Genomic DNA, 21,140 nt, shown 5'->3' with positions numbered 1-21,140 from the left:
GGTTCCCGGGCCCCGATGTCTCGCGGATGTACGGCGAGCCGATCCGCGAGACGGGGCACCCGGCGTAGACCGTTCCTTGCACGGCCCGTGCGTAGGCCGCCCCTCACCCGGCACCGGTCAGGCCCCGTACGGTCAGGTCCCGTACGGCCAGGCCCCGTACGGTCAGGCCCAGGCCGAGCGCGACGACGGCGGTGCCGATCGAGGCGAGGGACGACACCTGGACCGCCTCCGGATTGGCGGGTTTTTCGAGCAATGAATCATCGCTAAATGAGCGGAAATTTCGAGAATTTAGCCTGGTAGGACATAGACAGAACTTGTGTCTGTTTCGCTATAGTCCGAGCATTGCGGGGACCCGAGTGGATCGATCCCTTTACTTTTAAAGGCGGGCGAATGGCAACCCTCGATTCAGCCACATCCGTAGTCCGGTCCGCGATCGCCGAGGTGCTCAGCGTGCCCAGCGATCAGGTGAAGCCCAGCGCCACCATCGCCGACCACCAGATCGACAGCCTGGAGTGGGTGGAGATCGCCGTCATCATCGAGGAGAAGCTGGGCATCCAGCTCGAACCCAGCGATTTCGCGGGGGCGCGGACCGTCGCCGACATGGCGGGAATCCTGCACGCCGCGCTGGCGGCCCGGTGACGCGCGTCGTCGTCACCGGTCTGGGAGTCAAGAGCCCGGCGGGCAACACGGTCCGGGACGCGTTCGCCGCGGTCCTGGCGGGCAAGTCGCTCGCGACCGTGATCCCGGCACTCGCCGTGGAGGAGACGCCGGTGTCGATTGGCTGCCCGCTGGCCCCGTTCGAGCCGCTCGACTACTTCACCGGACGCGAGCTCAGGACGCTCGACCGCACCTCCCAGATCGGCCTCGCGGCGGCGGCCGACGCCGTCACCGACGCGGGCGGCCTGCCCGCGGGGGACGGCTGCGGCGTCTACGTGGGGACGGGCGGCGGCGGGTTCGCCGCGCTGGAGAGCCTGATCGTGGGCCACACGCTCGGCAGGGAGAAGGTGCCCGTCCATGCCGTGCCGACGCTGATGTCCAGCTCGACGGCCGCGCGCATCGCCATCCGGTACGGCTGCCGCGGCCCCTGCCTGACCTTCAACACCGCCTGCGCGAGCGGGGCCACGGCGATCGGGGAGGCGCTGCGCGCGATCCGCTCCGGCCTGGTCGGCTCCGCGGTGGCCGGCGGCCTGGACGCGCTGCTCTCCCCGCTGGCCATGTGCGCCTTCGCCCGGGTCGGGGCGCTGTCGGAGCGGATGGACTCGCCCGAGGAGGCGTGCCGGCCCTTCGACGAGGAGCGGGACGGCTTCGTCATGGGAGAGGGCGCCGCCTTCCTCGTCCTGGAGCGCGCCGACCTCGCGGAGGCGCGGGGAGCCCGCGTCTACGGCGAGGTCAGCGGCTACGCGGCCAACTGCGACGCCAACCACATCGTGGCGCCGCTCAGGGACGGCTCCGTCGCGGCCGACTGCATGCGCGCCGCCCTGCTCGACGCGGGACTCGCCTCCGGGGACGTCGGCCACGTCAACGCGCACGGCACCTCCACCCCGCACAACGACAGCGCCGAGGCCATCGCCCTGCACGACTGCTTCGGCGGCCGTACGCCCCCGGTGACCTCCACCAAGGGCGTGACCGGCCACCTGGTCGGCGGCGCCGGGGCGCTGGAGGCGGTCATCGCGCTGCTGTCGGCCCGCCGGGGGCTCGTCCCCCCGACCGCCAACTTCACCGGGGGCCCGGCCGCCGAGCTGGTCGACATCGTCCACGGCGAGCCCCGCCCCATCGCCGCCGCCCCCGTCCTGTCCAACTCCTTCGGCTTCGGCGGCAGCAACGCGTGCCTGGTCCTGACCCCCGCGTAGCGCCTGCCCGGTCCTGACCCCCGCCCAAGGGGTCTCGTCACGGCGGCCGCGCTGCCGCGGGGTCGCCGCAGGGCCGTCTCCAGGAGGCCGCAGGGCCGTGGCCTCGCTCGCGCAGATCGCCGGCTCCGGAGTGAGCTTCAGGAAGGACCCGGTGCCGTCCGCCCGCCGTACCTGGAAGGTCCGCGAGGTGCCGCCGCGGGTGACGGCCTCGACGATCTCCAGGTCCCACCGGGCGGCCGGCTCGCCGGACCTTTTTTGCGGCGTCCCGGAGAGCTCGCCGGATTCTTTTCCAGGTGTCCCGGAGGGCTCGCCGAATCTCCTTTGAGGTCAACTTGGGTTGACAGGTGATCTGATGTCAACTTATGTTGACGTCATCGACTTTCGTCTACGGATCCAGGCGGAGCGCTCGGCGCGAGCGCGCGTGCGGTAGATAGGAAGGGCGGCGGCCGGGGGCCGGTCACGTCAGCTCAGAGGAGATGAAATTGCCCGAGACCGCCTCCTGGCGACTTCTGGTCGCCTACGTCCGCCCGCACAGACGGGCCCTGCTCCTCGGTGGTGTCCTCAGCCTCGTCGGCTCGCTGGCCGGGCTCGCGATGCCGCTTCTCGCGAAGGTGGTCATCGACGCCTTCGGCGAGCAGCGCTCCCTGGTCGGGCCGGTGCTCGGCCTGACGGCCGCCGTGCTCCTGGGCGCGGCCGTCGGCGCGCTCGGCAGATACGTGCTGGAGCGCATGGGCGAGGGCGTCGTGTTCTCCGCCCGGCGGAGCCTGGTGGACCGGATGCTGCGGCTGCGGGTCTCGGAGGTGGACCGGCTCAAGCCCGGCGACCTGCTGTCGCGGGTGACCTCGGACACCACCCTGCTCCGGGCCGTGTTCACCGACGGTGTCGTCGAGACGGTCAGTGCGGTGTTCATGCTCGTGGGCGCCGTGGTGATGATGGCGATCATGGATGGGCCGCTGCTGCTCATCACGCTGGCGGTCCTGATCCTGGTCGGCTCCCTCGTGAGCCTGGTCATGCCGCGCATCCGGCGGGCCTCGACGCAGGCGCAGGTCGCGGTGGGCGAGATGGGCGCGGTGCTCGACCGGGTCCTGCAGGCGTTCCGCACGGTCAAGGCCAGCGGCGCCGAGGACCGCGAGATCGCCACGGTGGGAGCGGCGGCCCGCGAGGCGCGGGACCGGGGCGTCGCGGTCGCCTGGTGGACCTCGATCGCCGGCATCTCCGCGTGGGTCTCCGCGCAGCTCGCCTTCGTGGCCGTGCTCGGCGTGGGCGGCGCGCGGGTCGCCTCCGGCGCGCTGGAGGTCTCCTCGCTGATCGCCTTCCTGCTGTACCTGTTCTACCTGGTCGCCCCGATCGGCCAGATGGTCCAGGGCGTCACCCAGATGCAGAACGGCCTGGCGGCGGCGGAGCGGATCCGCGAGATCGAGGAGCTCCCCGCCGAGGAGGCCGCCGGCGCGGCCGGCGCGGTCGGCACGGCTCCGGCGGGGGTGAGCTTCGAGGGCGTGGCCTTCCGCTACGGCGACGACCGGCCGGTCGTCCACCACGACGTCTCCTTCACGGTCCCGGCGGGCGGCATGACCGCGCTCGTCGGCCCGTCGGGGGCGGGCAAGTCCACGGTCTTCGCCCTGCTCGAACGGTTCTACGAGCAGCAGTCCGGGACGATCTCCGTCGACGGCCGTGACATCGGGCAGTGGCCGCTGGGCGAGTTGCGCGCCTCCTTCGGCTATGTCGAGCAGGACGCGCCGGTGCTGGACGGCTCGCTCCGGGAGAACCTCGTCTTCGCGGCGCCGGGGGTGGGCGAGGCCGACATCCGGCGGGTGCTCGCGCTGACCCGGCTGGAGGACCTGGTCGCCCGGCTCCCCGAAGGTCTGGAGACCAAGGTCGGCCATCGCGGGATCATGCTCTCCGGCGGCGAGCGCCAGCGGGTCGCCATCGCGCGTGCCCTGCTGCGCCGTCCCCGGCTGCTCCTGCTCGACGAGGCCACCTCCCAGCTCGACGCGGTCAACGAGCTGCGACTCCGCGAGGTGATCGCCGAGGTGGCCAGGGAGACGACCGTGCTGGTGATCGCCCATCGCCTGTCCACGGTGACCACCGCCGACCGGATCGTGGTGATGGAGGCGGGCCGGGTGCGGGCCGTCGGGACGCACCGGGAGCTCCTCGACGACGACGATCTCTACCGTGAGCTCGCCGCCACCCAGTTCCTGCTGCCGACGTAGATCCGAGCTCGCGGTCTGTGCCTCCGGACGCAAATTCGCGCGGAACATAACGGGATAATTCGGGCACCGGCTCTGCTGGCTGGTTGGCCGTCCAGGAAACCGGGCATCCCGGCCTGTGCGAAGCCTCTCCTTCGTTCGGGAGCGTCCATCGGGCGCTCGCCGGATCCGATCTCCGGTCCAGTCCGTGCGGGACGAGGGCCAGGATGAGGGTCGGACCGGCAACCGGAAAACGGGCATCCCGGACGTACTGTCCGGGATGCCCACCTCCTCCGGGTTGACCGGTAGCCTCCAGGTGACAAATATGAATGCATTCATTCAGTCCTGATGGGGAGGCTCGGCCATGACCGGCAGCCGGATCGTGCGCGCGCCGCGCGGCACCACGCTCACCGCCAAGGGGTGGCCGCAGGAGGCCGCGCTCCGCATGATCCAGAACAATCTGGATCCCGAGGTGGCCGAGCATCCGGAGCAGCTCGTCGTCTACGGCGGTTCGGGCAGGGCGGCGCGCGACTGGCGGTCCTTCGACGCGATCACCCGCACCCTGACCACGCTGGAGGGGGACGAGACGCTGCTGGTGCAGTCCGGCCGGCCGGTGGGGGTCTTCCGCACGCACGAGTGGGCGCCGCGGGTGCTCATCGCCAACTCCAACCTCGTGCCCGACTGGGCGAACTGGGAGGAGTTCCGCCGCCTGGAGGCCGCAGGCCTGACCATGTACGGGCAGATGACGGCCGGGTCCTGGATCTACATCGGCACCCAGGGCATCCTGCAGGGGACCTACGAGACCTTCGCGGCCGTCGCCGCCAAGCGGTTCGGCGGCACCCTGGCCGGGACGATCACCCTGACCGCCGGGCTCGGCGGCATGGGCGGCGCCCAGCCGCTCGCCGTCACCATGAACGACGGCGTGGTGATCTGCGTCGACTGCGACCCCAGGTCGATCGACCGGCGGATCGAGCACCGCTACCTGGACGTCCGGGCCAAGGACCTCGACGAGGCGCTGCGCTTGGCCTACGAGGCTCGTGACCTGCGCAGACCGCTGAGTATCGGCGTCGAGGCCAACGCGGCCGAGGCGGTGCCCGAGCTGCTCCGCCGGGGCGCCGAGATCGACATCGTCACCGACCAGACGTCGGCGCACGACCCGCTGATGTACCTGCCGATCGGCGTGGCCTTCGAGGACATGGCCGCCGAGCGGGAGAAGGACCCGGCCGGGTTCACGACGAAGGCGCGCGAGGCCATGGCCAGGCACGTCGAGGCCATGGTCGGCTTCCAGGACGCGGGCGCCGAGGTCTTCGACTACGGCAACTCCATCCGGGGCGAGGCGCAGCTCGCCGGCTACGCCCGCGCGTTCGACTTCCCCGGCTTCGTGCCCGCCTACATCCGGCCGCTGTTCTGCGAGGGCAAGGGCCCGTTCCGCTGGGCCGCGCTGTCCGGATCCGCCCAGGACATCGCCAAGACCGACCGGGCGATCCTGGAGCTGTTCCCCGACAACGAGCCGCTGGCCCGGTGGATCCGGATGGCCCGGGAGCGGGTCCACTTCCAGGGCCTGCCCGCGCGGATCTGCTGGCTCGGGTACGGCGAGCGCCATCTGGCCGGTGAGCGGTTCAACGACATGGTGGCCTCCGGCGAGATCGAGGCCCCGCTGGTGATCGGCCGCGACCACCTCGACTGCGGGTCGGTCGCCTCGCCGTACCGGGAGACCGAGGGCATGGCCGACGGCTCCGACGCGATCGCCGACTGGCCGCTGCTGAACGCCATGCTCAACGTGGCCTCCGGCGCCGCCTGGGTCTCCATCCACCACGGCGGCGGCGTCGGCATCGGCCGCTCCATCCACGCCGGCCAGGTCACCGTCGCCGACGGCACCAGGCTCAGCGCCGAGAAGCTCAACCGGGTCCTCACCAACGACCCGGGCACGGGCGTGATCCGTCACGTCGACGCGGGTTACGACGGGGCCGTCACCGTGGCGCAGGAGCGCGGCGTCCGCGTCCCGATGCGCGAGTCCTGAAAGACGCCGTCCCCGCCCCGGTGCGCCCGTTCTCACGCGGACGGCGCGCCGGGGCGGGCGGCGGGGACGGGAATGCCCGCGGACGATCGGGCGGTTGGAGGTGACGTGGGGGACGCACTCGATCGACTTGTGGAGGGCCGGCGGCTGTCGCCTGTGCAGCGGCGGATCGCGCGTTACCTCGACGACAACCTCGCCGAGGCCATCTTCCTGTCCAGCGTGGAGCTGGCCGACCGGGCCGGGGTGAGCCAGCCGTCGGTGACCAGGTTCGCCATGGTGCTCGGTTTCGCGGGATATCCCGAGCTCAGGCAGGCGCTGCGGCCCTTCGTCGTGGGCGACCGGAGCTCGTCGCGGGCCAACGACCTGCAGACCGCGATCGACGTGGAGATCGAGAACCTGCGGAAGGTCCGCGACGGCCTGGCCGACCCCTCGACCGTCGCGGAGCTGGGCGCCAGGCTGGCCGGGTGCGAGCCGCTGCCGGTGCTCGGGCTGCGGGTGTCGAGCGGGCTGGCCACCACGTTCGCCTACTTCGCGCGCCGGATCCACCCTGACGTCCGCCTGCTGGCCCACGGCGGCTCCGAGCTGGCCGACGGCCTGCACGCCGCCCGGCGGGCGGGAGCGGGCTGGCTGGTCGCGGTGATCCTGCCCCGCTACCCGGCCGAAGCCGTACAGGCCCTGCGGAGCGCCAGGGAGCTGGGCCTGCGGACCGCGGTGATCACCGACCGGCCGGACGTGCCGTTCGAGGCCGACGTGATCCTGGACGCCCCGGTCGGCGAGCGGCTGGTGTTCGACTCGCACGCGGCGCCGCTCGCCCTGGCCATGGTGCTGGTGGAGGCCATGGCGGACGCGGCGCCGCTGCGGACGCAGGCCCGGCTGGAGGAGTACGAACGGATGATCGACCAGGCCGGGGTCTTCGTCGACCGGCCGCACGCGCCGGCCGGTCAGCCGGCGAGCTTGCGCAGCGAGCGGACCGACCAGGCCAGGGAGAGCGCGCCGAGCACGAGGAAGACGCCGAAGGCCACCGGGACCGTGCTGTCGGACAGGTCGCCGGCGAACAGGGAGCGGCCCGCCTCGACCGAGTAGTAGAGCGGGTTGAACCGGGCGGCCGTCTGCAGCCACTCCGGCCCGAGCGAGACCGGCAGCATCATCCCGGCGAGCAGGGTCAGCGGCAGCGCGAAGAACTGGACGAGCTGCGACATGCCGTTCTCGTCGCGGATCGCCAGCGCCAGGCCGTAGGAGAGGCTGGCGGCGAACAGGCCGGTCGCGGCCATGAGCAGCAGCATCAGGCCCAGGGCCGGCAGCGGCAGCCGCAGGCCCATCAGCACGGCCACCCCCATCACCAGGAGCGCCTGCAGGACGAGGACGAGCATGTCCTTCATCACGCGGCCGAGGATGATCGCCGGACGCCAGGCCTGGCTGACCGCGAGCCGCTCCAGCACCCCGTTGCGGGTCTCGTTGATCATGCTGAAGCCGGTGAACAGCGAGCCGAACAGGGCGATCATCATCATCGCGCCGGGCGTGAAGATCCTCAGCGCGTCGACCAGCGTCCCGCCCGGGACCATCCCGGTCAGCAGCGGGGCGAACAGCAGCAGGTAGAGCACGGGTTGCAGGATGCCGAACAGCGGCCAGACCGGGTTGCGGCGGACGTTGCCGAGCTCGTAGCCGAGGAACAGCATGGTGTGTCGGAACATGGGGGGTCCTCAGGGGTCAGGCGGCGTCGCGGAGGGAGCGGCCGGTGTGCCGCAGGAAGACGTCGTCGAGCGTGGCCCGGTCGAGGGAGATCGACCGGATCGCCATGCCGCCGGCCTCCAGGGCGCGGAGCAGGGCGGGCAGGTTGTGCTCGCCGTCGTCGAGGTAGGCGCGCAGGCAGTCGTCCTCCGGCCGGGTCTCCTTGATGTAGGGCTGGGCGTTCAGCAGCTCCCCGGCGGCGGCCAGGTCGTCGAGCCTGAGCGTGACGACGTCGCCCGCCACCTCCTGCTTGAGCCTGTCCGGGGTGCCCTCGGCGACGATCAGGCCGTGGTCGACGATGATCAGCCGGTCGCAGAGCGCGTCGGCCTCGTCCAGGTAGTGGGTGGTCAGCAGCACGCTGGTGCCCTGGTCGCGCAGGCTGCGGACCTCGTCCCAGAGATTGGCCCGGTTCTGCGGGTCCAGGCCGGTGGTGGGCTCGTCCAGGAAGACCAGCGGCGGCCGGTTCGCCAGGCCGATGGCCAGCGCGAAGCGCCGCTTCTGCCCGCCGGACAGCGATCTCACCGGGCGGTCGGCGATCTCGGTGAGGCTGAAGGTCTCCAGCAGTTCGTCCGCGCGGGCGTGCGCCTGGCTCCGGGAGAGCCCCGACAGGCGCGCCGACAGCAGCAGGCTCTCGCGGCCGGGGGCGTTGTCGTCCACGCCTCCGGCCTGGCTGACGTAGCCGATCCGCTCCCGGACCTTCGCGGCCTCCTTCACCACGTCGTGCCCGGCCACCCGCGCGGTGCCGGCGGTGGGGGCGGTGAAGGTGGCCAGCATCCGGACGGTGGTGGTCTTGCCCGCGCCGTTCGGGCCGAGGACGGCGAAGATCTCGCCCTCCCCGACACTCAGGTCGATGCCCCGTACGGCCTCGACCTCCTCTGTCCTGCCCCGCCCACGTCTGGCGGTGAAGGTCTTGCGCAGGCCGTGCGCTTCGATGATCATCGTTCTCCGTTCCTGAAGGGGGGCCGGGGGTCCGGCGAGTTCGGGGGTGCTCCGAGAGGGGTGTCCGGAAGGAGAGGCTGAACCCTTCCGCAGGGGGAAGGTCAACCGGTTTTCAGGGGAGGTCGCCGTTCTTGACCTTCTCGGCGGCTTCGCCGACCCAGGTCAGCTGAGCCGTGAGCTGGAGGATGTTGAGCCGCAGGCATTCGTCGATGTGCCGGGGGGCGCCGTAGGCCCGCTTGCCGCCGATGGCGCGCTCGGTCATCCCGATGGCGAACTGGAGCTGGGCAATCCTGGCCTCCATCGCCGAGGCCAGCTCGGCGGACGAGAGCCGGTCCATGAAGGTGATCGCCACCTGGAACGGGTCCACGATCGGCTTGATCTCCCACCAGTGGCTGAGCAGGTGCCGCCCGAACTCGGCCCGGCCGACGTCGGTGATCGCGTAGAGGGTCTTGCCACCTTTGCCTTCCTCCATCCGTTCCAGCAGGCCCTCGTCGGCCATCTTGCCCAGCCCGTGGTAGATCGAGCCGTAGGCCACGTTGGCCCAGTGCTGGGTGCCCATGAGTTCGAGGCGGCGCCGTACCTCGTAGCCGTGGAGCGGGCCGTCGAGCAGCACACCGAGAAGCAGAACACGAGTGGAAGACATGTGCAAATTTTTATTAAAATTTGTATATGGTGTCAATCGTGCGAGAGATCAGACGTGACGACGGCGCCCCGCCGGGCTTCCCTCGGCCGGGGTCCGCCACGTTCCGGCTGGAGTGGTCGGAGTAAGGTGACCCGCATGTCCGCACGACCGACCGCGCTGGTCACCGGAGCCTCCCGAGGGGTCGGGGCCGCCGTCGCGCACGCCCTGGCACCCACCCACGACCTGCTGCTCGGCGGCCGGGACGCCGAGGCCCTGGCCAAGGTGGCCGCCGGCCTTCCCGGTGCGCGTCCCTGGCCGGTGGAGCTCACCGCCGTCACCGAGGCCGACGTCGCCGGGATCGACCGGCTCGACGTGCTCGTGCACAGCGCGGGCACGGTGACCCTGGGGCGGATCGCCGAGACCCCCGCCGAGGTCTGGCGGCGGACGATGGACATCAACGTGATCGCGGTGGCCGAGCTGACCCGGCTGCTGCTGCCCGCCCTGCGCGCGGCCCACGGCCAGGTAGTGATGATCAACTCGGGGGCGGGGCAGCGGGCCAACCCGGGCTGGGGCTCCTACGCGGCCAGCAAGTTCGCGCTGCGGGCCCTCGCCGACGCGCTCCGGCTGGAGGAGCCCGACCTCAGGGTGACCACGGTCTACCCGGGGCGGGTCGACACCGACATGCAGCGCGGGGTGCGGGCCCAGGAGAACGGCTCCTACGAGCCGGAGAAATACCTGGCCCCCGAGTCGGTGGCCCGTGCGGTGCTGGCGGCCGTGACGGCCTCCCCCGACGCCCACATCACCGAGATCACCGTCCGTTCGATGGGCGGACCCGCGAGCTGACGGTGGCACGGGTTCGCCAATGAATGACTCCATTCACATAATGGAGGGGTGTTCGACGAGATGTGGGGTGCCATCGCGCACCTCGGACGTGACGGCCGGACCCGGGGCTACCTGCGCGACGCGTGGTCGCCCGCCGATCTGGAGCTCCGTCAGTGGTTCCGCCAGGAGGCCGCCAGACGGGGCCTCGACCTGCGCGAAGACCGGAACGGCAACCTGTGGGCCTGGTGGGGCGACCCGTCGGACAGACCGGGCGTCGTCACGGGCAGCCATCTGGACTCGGTACGGCAGGGCGGCGCCTTCGACGGCCCCCTCGGGGTCGTGTCCGCCTTCGCCGCCCTCGACACGCTGCGGGCCGGGGGCTTCGAGCCTGCCCGCCCGCTGGGGGTGGCCTGTTTCACCGACGAGGAGGGCGCCAGGTTCGGGGTCCCCTGCATGGGCTCCCGGCTGCTCACCGGCGCGCTCGACCCCGACCGGGCCCGCGGCCTGACCGACGACGGGGGCGACTCGATGGCCGAGGTGCTGCGCCGGGCCGGACGCGACCCCGGTGAGCTGGGCCGCGACGACGAGACCCTCAAGCATGTCGGCGTCTTCGTGGAGCTCCACGTCGAACAGGGCCAGGACCTGGTCCACCGGGACGCGCCGGTCGGCGTGGCCGCCGCCATCTGGCCGCACGGCCGCTGGCGGTTCGACTTCCGCGGCCAGGCCAACCACGCGGGCACCACCCGGCTGGAGGACCGCGACGACCCGATGCTGCCCTTCGCCCGGACCGTGCTGCACGCCCGGCAGGCCGCCGAGCGGGGCGGTGTGGTGGCAACCTTCGGCAGGCTCCGCGTGTCGCCCAACAACGCCAACGCCATCCCCGGCCTGGTCAGCGCCTGGCTGGACGCCCGGGGCGGCGACGAGCACGCGGTCCGGGCGCTGGTCGCCGAGCTGACCGAGTTCTCCGGGGCCGAGGTCAGCGCCGAGTCGTGGACCCCCGTCGTCGACTTCGACGAGGTCCTGCGGGAGCGGCTCGCCGCGGTCCTGGGGGGCGTGCCCGTCCTGCCGACGGGGGCCGGCCACGACGCCGGAATCCTGGCATCCGCAGGTGTGCCCAGCGCGATGGTGTTCGTCCGCAATCCAACGGGAATCTCACACTCCCCGGACGAACACGCTGAGATGTCCGACTGTCACGCGGGGGTCGCCGCCCTCGCCACCGCCCTGGAGGAGCTGTGCCGGAGCTGAACTACTGGTGCGAGCTGGCCTGGTTACCGCCCGGCGAGGTCGTCGCGGGGGTGCTCGTCCGGGTCTCGGGCTCTCGCTTCGCCGAGATAACCCCCGGCATGGCCGAGCCCCCCGCCGGGGCCGTCCGGCTCGACGGGCTGACCGTCCCCGGACTGGCCAACGCGCACTCCCACGCCTTCCACCGGGCCCTGCGCGGGGTGACGCAGCGGGAGAAGGGGAGTTTCTGGACCTGGCGCGAGCAGATGTACGGCGTGGCCGCGACGCTGGACCCCGACTCCTACCTCAGGCTGGCCAGAGCCACGTTCGCCGAGATGGCGCTGGCCGGGGTCACCAGCGTCGGGGAGTTCCACTACCTTCACCACGGGCCGGGCGGCAGGCCGTACGACGACCCGAACGTCATGGGGCACGCGCTCGTCCAGGCCGCGCGGGAGGCCGGCCTGCGCATCGCGCTGCTGGACGCCTGCTACCTGAGCGGCGGCTTCGGCACCCCGCTGGCCGGCACCCAGCTCCGCTTCGGCGACGGCGACGCCGACAGGTGGGCCGTGCGGGTCGAGGCCCTCGCGGCCGCCTACCGCGGCGCGCAGGACGTGGAGATCGGCGTGGCCGTCCACTCGGTCCGCGCGGTCCCCTCCGAGCAGATGCCGACGGTCAGCAGGTTCTCCCATCACCACGCGCTCCCGATGCACGTTCACGTGTCCGAGCAGCGCGCCGAGAACGCCGCCTGCGTGGAGATGTACGCCGCCAGCCCGGTCCGGGTGCTGAACGAGCACGACGTGCTCGGTCCCCGCACCACCGCCGTGCACGCCACGCACGTGTCCGACGTGGACATCGCGCTGCTCGGCCAGTCGGGCACCCGCGTCTGCATGTGCCCGACGACCGAACGCGACCTGGCCGACGGCATCGGCCCGGCCAGGACGATGGCCGAGGCGGGCTCGCCGATCACGCTCGGCTCCGACAGCCACGCGGTCATCGACCTGTTCGAGGAGGCCCGCGCGGTCGAGCTGGACGAGCGGCTGGCCACCGAGCGGCGCGGCCACTGGACGGCCGCCGAGCTGCTCCAGGCCGCCACCGCGGCCGGGCACGCCTGCCTGGGCTTCCCCGACGCAGGCACGCTCGTGCCGGGCGCGTGGGCCGACCTGGTGTCGGTGCGCCTGGACTCGGTCCGTACGGCGGGCGCGTCCCGGAGCGGCGCCGCCGAGACGGTGGTCTTCGCCGCGACGGCCGCCGACGTGCACTCGGTGGTGTCGGGCGGACGCCACGTGGTCGCCGAGGGCCGGCACGTCCTCGGCGACGTGGGCGCGCTGCTCGGCGAGGCGATCGCCGAGGCCCGTGGGGAGAGCGTGTGAGCGCGGAGCGGACAGGGAGGGGTGAGGGAGCGGTGAGCACGCTCTTCGACCGGATCGGACTGCTCTACACCGGCGATCCGGAGCGGGAGGAGATCGAGGACGCCGCCGTCGTGGTCGAGGACGGCCGGGTGGCGTGGGCCGGGTCCGCCGGCGCGGACCCCGGCGCCGACGAGCGCGTGGACGTGGGCGGTCGGTGCGTGATCCCCGGTTTCGTGGACAGCCACGCCCACCTGGTCTTCGCCGGCGACCGCACCGCGGAGTTCACCGCCCGCATGTCGGGGCGGCCCTACACCGCAGGCGGGATCCGCACCACGGTCGCGGCCACCCGCGCGGCCGGCGACGCCCTCCTCGCGGAGCGGACCGCCGCCCTGGTCGCCGAGATGCTCGCCCAGGGGACCACCACCGTCGAGATCAAGAGCGGCTACGGCCTCACGGTCGAGGACGAGCGCCGGTCCCTGGAGATCGCCCGGCGGTTCACCCGGGAGACCACCTACCTGGGCGCGCACGTCGTCCCGCCGGACGCCCCCTCCGCCGACGACTACGTCCGCACGGTCACCGGGGAGATGCTGACGGCCTGCGCGCCGTACGCCAGGTGGGTGGACGTGTTCTGCGAGCGCGGAGCGTTCGACGCCGACCAGACCAGGGAGATCCTGCTCGCCGGGACCAAGGCCGGGCTGCTGCCCCGGATCCACGCCAACCAGCTGGGCAACGGGCCGGGCGCGCGGATCGCCGCCGAGATGGGCGCCGCCTCCGCCGACCACTGCACCCACCTGACCGACGAGGACGTCTCCGCGCTGTCCTCGGCCGGGGTGGTGGCCACCCTGCTGCCCGGCGCGGAGTTCTCCACCCGCTCGCCGTACCCGGACGCGCGCCGGCTGCTGGACGCCGGGGTGACCGTCGCGCTGGCCACCGACTGCAATCCCGGCTCCTCCTTCACCTCGTCCATGCCGTTCTGCCTGGCGCTGGCCGTCCGGGAGATGCGGATGACACCGCTGGAGGCGGTCAGGGCCGCCACGTACGGCGGAGCCATGGCACTGCGCCGTGACGACGTCGGCACGCTGAGGGCGGGGGCCCGCGGCGATCTGGTGATCCTGGACGCCGCGTCCTACGTCCATCTGGCCTACCGGCCGGGGGTACCGCTGGTGGCGCAGGTGTGGAAGGAGGGGCGGCGCCTGGTTTGAAACCCCGGTAACGGGGGCAGCCGCATTGCCTGTGACGTCACGTTCGGAGACATCCTCCTTGGGGAGGAAATTCAAACCGTTCTCCGGGCGTACTTTTTTAGGGAATCTTTGCCCTGATCCGAGCGTTGATTAGGCAAGCGGCAGGTCCGCACGCGCGGGGCTTTGGGCGAGCGTGCGGGCATGCCATAAGCAGGCGGAGCGAGGTGCCATCGGATGGCAAGGCCGACGGGGAATCGGACGCAGGATCAGCACGTCTCGGATCGAGACCTGCTCGGGACCTACCTGGCTGAGATCGGGCGGGTCCCCCTGCTCACCGCGGAGGAGGAGGTCGAGCTCGCCAAGCGGATCGAGGCGGGCCTCTTCGCGGAGCAGTTGCTGGACGGCGGGCTGGCGGAGCCGCGGATCGCGGACGCCGCCGACGAGGAGCTCGAACGGCTTGCTGTTTCGGGGCAGCGGGCCAAAGATGAATTCATCCAGGCCAATCTACGTCTTGTGGTGGCGGTCGCGCGCAAATACTCCGGCCGGGGAATGCCGTTGATCGATCTGGTCCAGGAGGGAAACCTGGGCCTGGTGCGGGCGGTCGAGAAATTCGATTACCGGCGCGGCTACAAGTTCTCCACATATGCCACCTGGTGGATCCGCCAGTCGGTGGGGCGGGCGATTCACGAGCAGGCCCGGCCGGTCCGGCTGCCCACCCACGCCGGTGAGCAGATGACCCGGCTGATGCGGGTCAGGCGCGACATGCTGGCCGAGTTCGACCAGGAGCCGACGGACGCGGATCTGGCCGCGGTGCTGGAGCTGCCGATCGAGCGGGTCCGCGAGCTCCGCCGCTGGGCCTCCGACCCCGTCTCCCTCCAGCTCGGCGTGGGCGACGAGGACGAGACCGAGCTCGGCGACATGATCGCCGACGAGACGTGGGCCGATCCCGAGCAGCAGGCCATGGACATCCTGGAGCGCGAGCGCCTGGAGCAGTGGCTGACCGGGCTGGAGGGCCAGACCCGGGAGATGCTCCGCTGGCGCTACGGCCTGATGGACGGCCGCGAGCACACACTGACCGAGGTCGGCGAGCGCTACGGCATCGGCCGTGACCGCGCCCGGCGCATCGAGCGCGACGCGCTGGCCCGGCTGCGGAAGATGGCCACGGCGGCCTGACCGGTCATCGCACCCGAGGCCTACCGCAGCACGCGGAATCCGAAACGCCGGTCGCCCTCGCCCGGGGCGCCGGCGTCGCCCTCACTGATCACCAGGCTGTTGCCCTCGCCCGCGTAGAGCTGCAGGTTGCGGCCCGGCCGGCCGGGGTGGTGGATGCTGTTGTAGCCGTCGGGGAGGCTGTTCCAGCTGACGCGGGTGGGGGAGGCCTCCCACATCTGGGTGGCGCGGCCGGCGTCGCAGGGTTTGATCTCCAGGATTCCGGCACCGTCCCAGACGTCCAGGCACCGCCCGTCGCCGGTGACGAGGTGCCGGGTGAGGGCGTCGTAGCGCCACACGGTCGTGGGATCGCTGTCGCACGCCCGGTTCTTGGGAGTGGACAGCGGGGTGAGCGGGCTGTCCTGGGACCAGCCCACGCAGCGGGTGGGGTCCGTCGACAGGAAGATCTGGAACTGCCCGGCGGGCAGGACCCCGGCGTGGGCGGGGACGGCGGGCAGCAGGAGGCCGGCGGCGGCGAGCGGCACGGCGGCACGCAGGGAACGGATCATCGCTCTTCCTGGTCGTCGGGGGCGCGGGCATGGCGAGTGGCGTGGTGAGGCCCGCGCCACCGTCACTCATAGTAGTGAGATCGGTGCCATGGGTGACGGTCGCCGCCGCGTGGCCGTCCGCCGTCTCCGCGGCCGGCCCCCGCGCCCCCTGCGGCCCGGAGCCGTGCCGGCCGTCACGGCTTGGCGAACTTCTCCAGGTCGTCGAGGATCTTCCCGGCGGCGGTGACGCCGATGCCGAGCATCCAGGTCTCGTCGTCCACGCCGTGGGCCCTGTCGTCCTTGACCGCCGGCAGGTTCTTCCAGAGCGGGCCCCCGGTGACCGCGGCCTGGCTCTGCGCCGCCTGGTCGCCGTAGGCGCTGTAGAAGAGCACGTCGCCGTCCGCCTGGGAGAGGTTCTCCTGGCTCAGCTCGCCGAAGCGCTTGTCCTGGGCGTCCGCCAGCCGCTGGGGTTCGGGGCGGCCGAAACCGGCGTCGCCGACGACGATGCCGCTGAACGACTCGGGGCCGTACATCCGGATCTGGGTGGGCATGAAGCGCACGATGCTGACCTCGACCGCGTCGGAGCCGCCCAGCGACCGCGCCCGGGTCCGGTAGTCGGCGAGAAGCTTCTCCGCCTGCGCCTTCCTGCCCAGCGCGTCGGCGTCGAGCAGGAGGTTCTCCTTCCAGGTGATCCCGACCTTCTCGGTGAACACGGTGGGCGCGATCTGGTTGAGCTTGTCGTAGAACTGCTCCTGCCGGAACTTCGTGCCGAGGATCAGGTCCGGCTTGAGCGCGGTGATGGCCTCCAGGTTGGGGGCTTGGAGGGTGCCGACCGGCTTGGTGGCGTCCAGCGCGGAACCCAGGTATTTCGGCCAGGCCTGGTTTTCGGCTGCCTGCGCCGCACCGACCGGTGTGAGGCCCAGCGAGGCCATGGTGTCGAGCTTGTCGGTGTCGAGAACGACGACCCGCTTGGGAGATTCGGGCACCTTCGTCTCGCCCATCGCGTGCTTGATCGTGCGGGTTGGACCTGCGGCGGCCTGGTCATCGCCTACGGCGCCGCAGGCCGCGAGGGCGACGGTGGACAGCAGAACGGCAGCCGCGGCCTTGGCCAGGCGGATGGTCATCGAATCCCCTTAGAGGTTTAGGTAAGGCATACCTAAGCATAGTTATGGTCATCTCCAGGCCAAGAGCCACCCCATCCGAAACACCCTCGAAACACCATGTGGCCGAGATTCACAGATGCGAAACACGCACGGTTAAGACCTGAAACGGCGGAAGAACACGCTTTGGCGCAACGTCAGTGCGCGGCCGGTCGACGGAGCCCAGGAAGCGTTCACTGCGACCGTGAAATCGGCCACACGCCATTTGTAAGGGAGGGTCGCGTCGAATGAAGATCGATGGCGGCACCACTGCCTGGATGCTCACAGCCACCGCGCTGGTGTTGCTGATGACTCCTGGGCTCGCGTTCTTCTACGGGGGCATGACCAGGGCCAAGAGCGTTCTCAACATGATGATGATGTCGTGGGTCAGCATCATCGTCGTGACGATCACCTGGGTTCTCTACGGCCACTCGCTGGCCTTCGACGCCGTCGGCGACGGCACGGGCATCGTCAACAAGTTCATCGGCGGTCTTGACAACATCGGCCTGGCCGGGATGGTGGAGACCGCGACGAAGGATGACGGCACGGGCATGCCGAGCCTGGTCTTCTCCATGTTCCAGATGACCTTCGCGATCATCACGGTGGCTCTGATCAGCGGCGCGCTCGCCGACCGCGTCAAGTTCGGCGCCTGGGTCGTCTTCGGGATCGTCTGGGTGAGCCTCGTCTACTTCCCCGTGGCCCACTGGGTGTGGGGCGGCGGCTGGCTGAGCAGCCTCGGCATCGAGGACTTCGCCGGCGGCACGGTCGTCCACATCAACGCCGGCGCCGCCGCCCTGGCGGTCGCGCTCGTGATCGGCAAGCGCGTCGGCTGGGGCAAGGACCCGATGCGGCCCCACAACCTCACGCTCGTTCTGCTGGGCGCCGGTCTGCTGTGGTTCGGCTGGTTCGGTTTCAACGCCGGCTCCGAGCTCGCCGTGGACGGGACGACCGGCCTGGCGTTCATCAACACCCAGATCGCCACCGCGGTCGCCGCCGGTGCGTGGCTCCTGGTGGAGAAGCTCCGTGACGGTCACTCCACCAGCCTCGGCGTGGCCTCGGGCGCCGTCGCCGGCCTGGTCGCCATCACCCCGGCCTGCGGCTTCGTCGACCCCTGGGCGGCGTTCGTCATCGGCGCGATCGCCGGTGTCGCCTGCGCCTACGCGGTCGGCCTGAAGTACAGGCTCGGTTACGACGACTCCCTCGACGTGGTCGGCGTCCACCTGGTCGGCGGTGTCGTCGGCGCGGTGGCGCTCGGTTTCGTCGCGGCCTACCCGTTCGCCGACGGCCAGGAGAAGGGGATCCTCCTCGGGGGCCCGCTCTCCCAGCTCGGCGTGCAGGTGCTGGGTCCGGTCGCGGTCGGCCTCTACTCCTTCGTCGTGTCGTGGATCATCGCCAAGGTCATCGACAAGACGATGGGCTTCAGGATCGGCGCCGAGGAAGAGATCACCGGCATCGACATCACCTCCCACGCCGAGACGGGCTACGACCTCGGCACCATCCACTCCTCGGGCGTGGCCGCCGTCAACGGTACGGCCGCCGTCCCGGCGTCCAAGAAGGTCGGCGCATGAGACTCATCACCGCGGTCATCAAGCCCTTCAAACTCGATGACGTGAAGGCAGCCCTGGAGCAGTTCGGCGTCAAGGGCATGACGGTCAGCGAGGCCAGCGGGTACGGCCGCCAGCGCGGTCACACCGAGGTCTACCGGGGCGCCGAGTACCAGGTGGACCTGGTGCCCAAGGTCCGGCTGGAGGTGCTCGCCGAGGAGGACGACGCCGAGGACGTCATCGACGTCATCGTCAAGGCCGCGCAGACCGGCAAGATCGGCGACGGCAAGGTCTGGTCCGTTCCGGTGGACACGGTCGTCCGGGTCCGCACCGGAGAACGCGGACCCGAGGCGCTCTGACCGGTGAGAGGCGACACCCGCTCGTACGCCGCGGCCCGTAGGGAACGGGCCGCGGACATCGACCGGTGGCTGACGGACCTGCTCAGGACCGCCTGCGGCACGCCGTACGGGCGCACCGGGAAGAACGGGGAGCACAGGAACACCGACGAGCGCGGCGCCCTCAGCGGCGTCGCGCTCGTCGCGGTGGGGAGCCTGGGCCGCGCGGAGCTGGCCCCGGGCAGCGACCTGGACCTGGTCCTGCTGCACAACGGCCGTGACGACGTGGCGCGCATCGCCGACCGCGTCTGGTACCCCGTCTGGGACTCCGGCGTCGGCCTCGACCACTCGGTGCGGACCGTGGAGGAGGCCGCCGTGGTCGCGCGGGGCGACCTCAAGGCGGTGCTCGGGCTGATCCAGGCCCGGCACGTGGCGGGGGACCCCGAGCTGACGCGCGCGGCGCGCGAGAGCGTGCTCTCCGAATGGCGGGCCGACTCCAGGCGCCGCCTGGGCGAGCTGCGCGACGCCGCCGACAAGCGTGCCGAGGCGAGCGGTGAGCTGGCCTTCCTGCTCGAACCCGACCTCAGGGACTCACGCGGCGGGATCCGCGACGTGCAGGCGATGCAGGCCGTGGCCGCCGCCTGGGTCGCCTCGGCCCCGGGCCCCCGGGTCCGCGAGGCCTACGAACTTCTGCTCGACATACGGCACGGCCTGCACCTGGTGACCGCCCGGGGCGCCGACCGGCTGGTGCTCCAGGAACAGGACGCGGTCGCCGGGACGCTGGGCCTGCTCGACGCCGAGGCGCTGATGCGCAGGCTCGCCGAGGCGGGCCGTACCGTCGCGCACGCCTTCGACGCCACCTGGCGCACCGTCGACCGGCTGCTGTCGGGCCCCGCCCCGAGGGGCCGCCGCCCGCTCGCCGACGGCGTCGTCGAGCACGGCGGCGAGGTCGTGCTCGCCCGCGGGGTCGACCCGCGCAAGGACCCCGTGCTCGTGCTCCGCGCCGCCGCGGCCGCCGCCGAGGCGGGGCTGCCCCTCGCGCCCGCCACCGTGAACGCGCTGGCCGCCCAGTCCCCGCCGCTCCCGGTCCCGTGGCCGGACGGCGCCCGCGACGCGCTGGTCGCCCTGCTCGGCGCGGGACGCGCGGCGGTACCGGTCTGGGAGGAGCTGGACCAGGCGGGAGTGCTGGTGCGGCTCCTGCCCGACTGGGAGCGGGTACGGCACCGCCCGCAGCGCAACCCCGTGCACCGCTACACCGTGGACCGGCACCTGATCGAGGCCGCCGCCGGAGCCGCCTCCTTCACCCGCGAGGTGTCCCGGCCCGACCTGCTGCTCATCTCCGCGCTCCTGCACGACATCGGCAAGGGCTGGCCCGGTGACCACTCGACCACCGGCGCGGTCGTGGCCCGCGACATCGGCACCCGGATCGGCCTGTCCCCGGCGGACGTGGACACCCTGGAGACCGTGGTCCGCCACCACCTGCTGCTGCCGGAGACGGCGACCCGCCGCGACCTGGACGACCCGGTGACGATCTCCCGGGTGGCCGAGGCCGTCGGCTCGCGTGAGGTCCTCGAACTGCTGGCGGCCCTCGCCGTGGCCGACGGCAACGCGACCGGGCCGGCCGCCTGGAACTCCTGGAAGGCCTCGCTGGTCACCGACCTCGTGCGCCGGGTGCGCTCGGTGCTGTCCGGCACCCCGCTGCCGCCCGCGCCGGCGCTCTCGGCCGCGCAGGCGTCCCTGGCCCGGCACGGCGGCGGCGCCGTACGGGTCAACGGGGGAGCGGTCACCGTGGTCGCGCCGGACAGGTCGGGGCTGCTCTGGCGCGCGGCCGGGGTGCTCGCCGCGCACCGGATGGTGGTCCGCGCGGCCTCGGCCGCCTCGGCGGGGTCGACCGCCGTCATCGAGTTCTCGGTGGTGCCCGAGTACGGTTCGCCGCCCGATCCGGCGACGCTGGAGGCCGATCTGCGGCTGGTCCTGGCCGGCCGGCTCGACATCGAGCAACGCCTGGCCAGAAGGACCCGGTCGCTGCGCCCGGCCCGGGTGCCGGTGGCGCCGCCGCGGGTCTCCCTGGTGGACGACGCGTCCAACACGGCGACCGTCGTGGAGGTGCGCGCGCACGACCGCCCCGGACTGCTGTGGCGGATCGGCAGAGCTTTTGGGGACTGTGGTCTTGACGTACGCGCCGCGCGTGTGGAGACTCTCGGCGCAGAGGCGGTGGACGTCTTCTACGTTGTCGACAGGGCTGGACGTCCTCTGACCGACGAGGCCCAGCGGGCACAGGTGCGGGACCAGGTGCTCGCCGCGCTGCGATAACCATCGACCATCGTTCTCTTGTCACCTTCGTAACGATTAAGTCCGGTTTGTCGGTTATGCCGATTATGTCCCGTGACCTTGTGGTCTGATGTTGGCCACTTATGTCGTGATGGTGAGGGGTAGCGAGAGCGGTGACGACGGCGACATCCGAGAGCGGCGGTGCTTCGGCACACGACCGCGGCAAGCGGCCTGCCGCC

At 71.8% G+C, this 21,140-nt stretch carries 18 protein-coding genes and 1 pseudogene; 13 read left to right on the top strand and 6 right to left on the bottom strand.

Going from position 1 to position 21,140, the window contains the following annotated elements; genetic code table 11:
* Nucleotides 1-103 precede the first annotated feature (103 nt).
* A complete protein-coding gene (locus BM085_RS44190) occupies nucleotides 104-253 on the bottom strand; it encodes a hypothetical protein (RefSeq protein WP_177244962.1) in 150 nt (49 codons plus the stop codon).
* Nucleotides 254-390: 137 nt separating this feature from the next.
* On the opposite strand from BM085_RS44190, the gene BM085_RS05350 reads away from it, so the two are divergent.
* From BM085_RS05350 to BM085_RS05330, 5 genes are all read left to right on the top strand, one after another.
* The gene (locus tag BM085_RS05350) at nucleotides 391-639 is read left to right on the top strand and encodes an acyl carrier protein (RefSeq protein ID WP_031158965.1); all 249 of its coding nucleotides are present in this window, start codon (nucleotides 391-393) and stop codon (nucleotides 637-639) included.
* A complete protein-coding gene (locus BM085_RS05345) occupies nucleotides 636-1,850 on the top strand; it encodes a beta-ketoacyl-[acyl-carrier-protein] synthase family protein (RefSeq protein ID WP_093885907.1) in 1,215 nt (404 codons plus the stop codon). Before BM085_RS05350 ends, BM085_RS05345 begins: the two co-directional genes overlap by 4 nt.
* Before the next feature lie 476 nt (nucleotides 1,851-2,326).
* Nucleotides 2,327-4,060: an ABC transporter ATP-binding protein gene (locus BM085_RS05340; protein ID WP_218158622.1), complete on the top strand. Its 1,734-nt coding sequence runs from the start codon at nucleotides 2,327-2,329 to the stop codon at nucleotides 4,058-4,060.
* A 340-nt stretch (nucleotides 4,061-4,400) separates the two neighbouring features.
* On the top strand, nucleotides 4,401-6,056 hold the full coding sequence (gene hutU / locus BM085_RS05335; protein ID WP_093885905.1) for a urocanate hydratase: 1,656 nt from the start codon (nucleotides 4,401-4,403) through the stop codon (nucleotides 6,054-6,056).
* Nucleotides 6,057-6,161: 105 nt separating this feature from the next.
* Nucleotides 6,162-7,136, top strand: a complete 975-nt coding sequence (locus tag BM085_RS05330; RefSeq protein WP_245789135.1) for a MurR/RpiR family transcriptional regulator — start codon at nucleotides 6,162-6,164, stop codon at nucleotides 7,134-7,136.
* Here the strand turns inward: BM085_RS05330 and BM085_RS05325 are convergent.
* From BM085_RS05325 to BM085_RS05315, 3 genes and pseudogenes are all read right to left on the bottom strand, one after another.
* Nucleotides 7,094-7,729, bottom strand: a pseudogene (locus BM085_RS05325) (ABC transporter permease); the annotation flags it as partial. The gene BM085_RS05330 and the pseudogene BM085_RS05325 overlap by 43 nt on opposite strands.
* A 31-nt stretch (nucleotides 7,730-7,760) precedes the next feature.
* Nucleotides 7,761-8,720 carry an ATP-binding cassette domain-containing protein gene (locus BM085_RS05320; RefSeq protein WP_177244961.1) on the bottom strand — a complete coding sequence of 320 codons (960 nt, stop codon included), beginning with the start codon at nucleotides 8,718-8,720 and terminating at the stop codon, nucleotides 7,761-7,763.
* Between the two features lie 112 nt (nucleotides 8,721-8,832).
* Entirely contained in the window at nucleotides 8,833-9,363 is a 531-nt protein-coding gene (locus BM085_RS05315; RefSeq protein WP_093885903.1) for a PadR family transcriptional regulator, read from the bottom strand.
* A gap of 135 nt (nucleotides 9,364-9,498) precedes the next feature.
* Here BM085_RS05315 and BM085_RS05310 point away from each other — a divergent pair, with 135 nt between their 5' ends.
* The 5 genes from BM085_RS05310 to BM085_RS05290 all read left to right on the top strand — a co-directional run bounded on the left by BM085_RS05310 (nucleotide 9,499) and on the right by BM085_RS05290 (nucleotide 15,088).
* On the top strand, nucleotides 9,499-10,185 hold the full coding sequence (locus tag BM085_RS05310) for an SDR family oxidoreductase (RefSeq protein WP_093885902.1): 687 nt from the start codon (nucleotides 9,499-9,501) through the stop codon (nucleotides 10,183-10,185).
* 60 nt (nucleotides 10,186-10,245) lie between these two features.
* A complete protein-coding gene (locus tag BM085_RS05305) occupies nucleotides 10,246-11,409 on the top strand; it encodes an allantoate amidohydrolase (RefSeq protein WP_093886147.1) in 1,164 nt (387 codons plus the stop codon).
* On the top strand, nucleotides 11,397-12,755 hold the full coding sequence (locus BM085_RS05300; RefSeq protein WP_218158621.1) for a formimidoylglutamate deiminase: 1,359 nt from the start codon (nucleotides 11,397-11,399) through the stop codon (nucleotides 12,753-12,755). Before BM085_RS05305 ends, BM085_RS05300 begins: the two co-directional genes overlap by 13 nt.
* Before the next feature lie 32 nt (nucleotides 12,756-12,787).
* Nucleotides 12,788-13,936 carry an imidazolonepropionase gene (hutI, locus tag BM085_RS05295; protein ID WP_093885901.1) on the top strand — a complete coding sequence of 383 codons (1,149 nt, stop codon included), beginning with the start codon at nucleotides 12,788-12,790 and terminating at the stop codon, nucleotides 13,934-13,936.
* A 213-nt stretch (nucleotides 13,937-14,149) separates the two neighbouring features.
* Nucleotides 14,150-15,088, top strand: coding sequence for a sigma-70 family RNA polymerase sigma factor (locus BM085_RS05290; RefSeq protein WP_012888517.1), 939 nt, complete (start codon nucleotides 14,150-14,152; stop codon nucleotides 15,086-15,088).
* 20 nt (nucleotides 15,089-15,108) lie between these two features.
* Here the strand turns inward: BM085_RS05290 and BM085_RS05285 are convergent, their stop codons facing one another.
* Together BM085_RS05285 and BM085_RS05280 are read right to left on the bottom strand one after the other, a co-directional pair.
* A complete protein-coding gene (locus BM085_RS05285; RefSeq protein ID WP_093885900.1) occupies nucleotides 15,109-15,633 on the bottom strand; it encodes an RICIN domain-containing protein in 525 nt (174 codons plus the stop codon).
* A 173-nt stretch (nucleotides 15,634-15,806) separates the two neighbouring features.
* Nucleotides 15,807-16,736 (bottom strand): ABC transporter substrate-binding protein, encoded by a 930-nt coding sequence (locus tag BM085_RS05280; protein WP_093885899.1) that lies wholly within the window; start codon nucleotides 16,734-16,736, stop codon nucleotides 15,807-15,809.
* Between the two features lie 263 nt (nucleotides 16,737-16,999).
* Here BM085_RS05280 and BM085_RS05275 point away from each other — a divergent pair, with 263 nt between their 5' ends.
* The 3 genes from BM085_RS05275 to BM085_RS05265 are packed head-to-tail and all read left to right on the top strand — an operon-like array spanning nucleotide 17,000 to nucleotide 20,943.
* A complete protein-coding gene (locus tag BM085_RS05275) occupies nucleotides 17,000-18,319 on the top strand; it encodes an ammonium transporter (RefSeq protein WP_093885898.1) in 1,320 nt (439 codons plus the stop codon).
* Nucleotides 18,316-18,654 carry a P-II family nitrogen regulator gene (locus BM085_RS05270; RefSeq protein ID WP_012888521.1) on the top strand — a complete coding sequence of 113 codons (339 nt, stop codon included), beginning with the start codon at nucleotides 18,316-18,318 and terminating at the stop codon, nucleotides 18,652-18,654. Before BM085_RS05275 ends, BM085_RS05270 begins: the two co-directional genes overlap by 4 nt.
* A gap of 3 nt (nucleotides 18,655-18,657) precedes the next feature.
* On the top strand, nucleotides 18,658-20,943 hold the full coding sequence (locus tag BM085_RS05265; RefSeq protein WP_093885897.1) for a [protein-PII] uridylyltransferase: 2,286 nt from the start codon (nucleotides 18,658-18,660) through the stop codon (nucleotides 20,941-20,943).
* The last annotated feature ends 197 nt before the right edge of the window (nucleotides 20,944-21,140 follow it).

Origin of the sequence: Streptosporangium canum (assembly GCF_900113865.1) — a bacterium.
GTDB classification, from domain to species: Bacteria; Actinomycetota; Actinomycetes; order Streptosporangiales; family Streptosporangiaceae; genus Streptosporangium; species Streptosporangium canum.
Note: the sequence above shows the minus strand (reverse complement) of the source record. Positions and strands in the feature narration are given on the sequence as shown.

What these genes read in the sequence shown, in the direction of transcription:
- BM085_RS05320 (WP_177244961.1), bottom strand. Translation starts at nt 8,720, where the DNA reads ATGATCATCGAAGCGCACGGCCTGCGCAAGACCTTCACCGCCAGACGT.
- BM085_RS05280 (WP_093885899.1), bottom strand. Translation starts at nt 16,736, where the DNA reads ATGACCATCCGCCTGGCCAAGGCCGCGGCTGCCGTTCTGCTGTCCACC.
- BM085_RS05340 (WP_218158622.1), top strand. Translation starts at nt 2,327, where the DNA reads ATGAAATTGCCCGAGACCGCCTCCTGGCGACTTCTGGTCGCCTACGTC.
- BM085_RS05275 (WP_093885898.1), top strand. Translation starts at nt 17,000, where the DNA reads ATGAAGATCGATGGCGGCACCACTGCCTGGATGCTCACAGCCACCGCG.
- hutU (WP_093885905.1), top strand. Translation starts at nt 4,401, where the DNA reads ATGACCGGCAGCCGGATCGTGCGCGCGCCGCGCGGCACCACGCTCACC.
- BM085_RS05285 (WP_093885900.1), bottom strand. Translation starts at nt 15,633, where the DNA reads ATGATCCGTTCCCTGCGTGCCGCCGTGCCGCTCGCCGCCGCCGGCCTC.
- BM085_RS05315 (WP_093885903.1), bottom strand. Translation starts at nt 9,363, where the DNA reads ATGTCTTCCACTCGTGTTCTGCTTCTCGGTGTGCTGCTCGACGGCCCG.
- BM085_RS05270 (WP_012888521.1), top strand. Translation starts at nt 18,316, where the DNA reads ATGAGACTCATCACCGCGGTCATCAAGCCCTTCAAACTCGATGACGTG.
- BM085_RS05305 (WP_093886147.1), top strand. Translation starts at nt 10,246, where the DNA reads ATGTGGGGTGCCATCGCGCACCTCGGACGTGACGGCCGGACCCGGGGC.
- BM085_RS05290 (WP_012888517.1), top strand. Translation starts at nt 14,150, where the DNA reads ATGGCAAGGCCGACGGGGAATCGGACGCAGGATCAGCACGTCTCGGAT.
- BM085_RS05350 (WP_031158965.1), top strand. Translation starts at nt 391, where the DNA reads ATGGCAACCCTCGATTCAGCCACATCCGTAGTCCGGTCCGCGATCGCC.
- BM085_RS05310 (WP_093885902.1), top strand. Translation starts at nt 9,499, where the DNA reads ATGTCCGCACGACCGACCGCGCTGGTCACCGGAGCCTCCCGAGGGGTC.